Raw genomic sequence first — 2,467 nt, forward strand, 5'->3', positions numbered from 1 at the left:
AGTCAGAATTATAAAATTAAAAGAAATTTCTTTGCTGATATTTATGCAATTATAGATGCTGTAGGTTTTGGATATGGTCAAGCAGTAGTTTCTAAACATTTAGTGAAAAAGAATAAGTTAATTAAAGAAAAAAAATATAATAAGAAAATGATTTCACCAATATTTCTTAGTTATTATCACCGATCCTATATTCCAAAGGTTCATTCGAAAGTAATTGAAGCTTTAAGTCACCACGTAAAACAATTTTTGTAACAACAAGAGCTTGAAGAGACAGTAGAGTATCTCTTAACTTCTTAGATACAGAGGTTCTTTTGGTAAAGATGAAATTAAGTCTTTAGATCTTCTTGCTGCAGCTATTGGTCCAACTCTAATTGCTATGTTTTTGCCTTGAAGTTCTTCGAACTTTTATGGCAAATTCAGATCATTAATAAATAAATTTACTAAAAAAGAAAGGCCGCATTTATAGCGGCCTTTTTTATTCTTAGAATTTAATAATTACTGATTGATTAGTGACAGATTACTTTTACAGTTTCTCTCCAACCATGCTGATCTTCGATTCGTCCCTCTTGAAGAGAGAGTAGAGTCTCTCTTAACTTCTTAGCTACAGGGCCTTCTGGATTACTAATATTCCATTCTTTCCCTTCCATATTTCCTAACATTCCAATAGGAGTGATGATAGCAGCAGTTCCGCAAGCGAAACATTCACTGCACGAACCATCTTCGATAGCTTTAAGTAAGTCATTAATGTTCATCTTTTCTTCAACTACTTCATACCCAAGATCTTTTGCTAGTTGAATTAAAGAGTTTCTTGTAATTCCATCTAGGATTGTATCTTGAATTTCTGGAGTATGTAGTTTTCCATTAATAACAGAGAAGAAGTTCATTCCTGACATTTCTTCAATATAAGTTTTCTCAAGAGCATCTAGCCAGAGTGTTTGCTGGAAGCCAAGAGACTTTGCCTTTTGAGCTGAGACTAAGCTTCCCGCATAGTTTCCACCTGTTTTGGCTGCACCCATTCCACCTGGACAAGCTCTAATATATTCTTTTTCAATAAGTACTTTTAGGTAACCAGTCGTAAAATATGCACCAGAAGGTGAAGCAATAACTAAAAACTTAAACTTCTCACTAGGCTTGATTCCTAAGTGTTCTTCTGTTGAAATCATAAATGGACGTATGTATAGAGATTCACCAGTTTGAACTGGGATAAAGTCATTAGAGTAGCCAACAACTGTACGTACTGCTTCAAGGTAGATTTCTTCAGGAATTTCTGCCATGGCCATTCTTTTAGCTGACTCATTAAATCTCTTAGCATTTTGATCTGCTCTAAATAAGTATGGTCCATTTCCTTCAAAGTGGTATGCCTTCATACCCTCGAAGATTTCCTGACCGTAGTGTAGTACTTTTGCTGTCGGGTCTAGTTGAAGAGGTCCATAAGGTAGTAGTTTGATCTCTCCCCATTTTCCATTTTCATAGTCACAAGTCGCCATAATTGGAACCATAGTTCTTCCAAATCCAATATCATCAGGAAGTTTGAAGTTGTTAAGTGCCTCAATTGCCTTAGGATCTACGTTAACTGTCATATATATACCTTTAAATGAGTTGAAAATTTTCGCAATCCTACCACTAAATCTTCGATAGGTAATGAAGCGGCTAGTTATAGTCGTATAGAATCTATCGTTAATACCTATAAAAACAGTATCTTAAGTGTATTGAGGTAAAATTGTAGGGTCTATAAACTCTTGAAATTTGGATGTAAAATATTGAACTATATGAAATCAATTCTATTTTTAATTATATTTCTAATGCCTTTCTATTCTAGTGCTCAAAATGCAAAGGATAAATTCAGTGTAGTTATAGAGGGGACTCGAAGTCATCTAGATTACATTAAGGCCCGTTCCGAACTGAGGATGGCAAGGAGCACTAAGTTTTGTCGTGGATCTAAAATGCCTAAGTCTGTAGGTGAGTGGTCATGCAAGAGTACGGCGCCAAGGGTAAGTAATTGCGTTCTTGAATATAAGTGTAAATTTGTTAACAAGAGGTTTAATAGAGCGAGTGAGTCCAGAAGACTTAGGTCTAACTTAAAAGGAATACCTCACCTTAAGTCAAAATATACTATATCTTTACTATATAAAGATAAAAAACAAATTCTAGAAGAGATTGATAATCAAGTGCCTACTCCTGCTCCTTCTAAAAAAGTAGTGGCATCTAGTTTTTCATCGCAAAAATTAAAAAGTACAAAACCAAAACCAAAAGTAAAAATAAGAAAAAAACAGATCACAAAAGTTAAGAAAAGAACTTCGTCACAAAAAAAGAAAATTACAAAAAGGAAGATAGAAACTTCCGAAGAAGACTTAGAAGAGCTATCTTTCTTAAAAGAAAGTGAAGAAAAAAATAGCTTGGAATCAGAGACTGTCTCTCCTTTGGAAGAGGATCAAAATATCGAAGAAAGTCAGTTTGAAACAAAGAC

3 protein-coding genes are annotated in these 2,467 nt (G+C 34.2%); 2 read left to right on the forward strand and 1 reads right to left on the reverse strand.

Translation table 11 applies throughout. From position 1 onward, the window contains the following. The coding region (locus tag ABX784_RS16905; RefSeq protein WP_372656239.1) for a hypothetical protein at window positions 1-252 on the forward strand (252 nt) is incomplete at its 5' end. A gap of 254 nt (window positions 253-506) precedes the next feature. On the opposite strand, the gene ABX784_RS16910 is transcribed toward ABX784_RS16905, so the two are convergent. Further along, window positions 507-1,580 (reverse strand): branched-chain amino acid aminotransferase, encoded by a 1,074-nt coding sequence (locus ABX784_RS16910; RefSeq protein WP_372656240.1) that lies wholly within the window; start codon window positions 1,578-1,580, stop codon window positions 507-509. Window positions 1,581-1,769: 189 nt separating this feature from the next. Here ABX784_RS16910 and ABX784_RS16915 point away from each other — a divergent pair. After that, window positions 1,770-2,467 (forward strand): hypothetical protein (locus tag ABX784_RS16915; protein ID WP_372656241.1); only part of this gene is annotated, 698 nt, incomplete at its 3' end.

Origin of the sequence: Halobacteriovorax sp. (assembly GCF_041587335.1) — a bacterium.
GTDB lineage: Bacteria > Bdellovibrionota > Bacteriovoracia > Bacteriovoracales > Bacteriovoracaceae > Halobacteriovorax.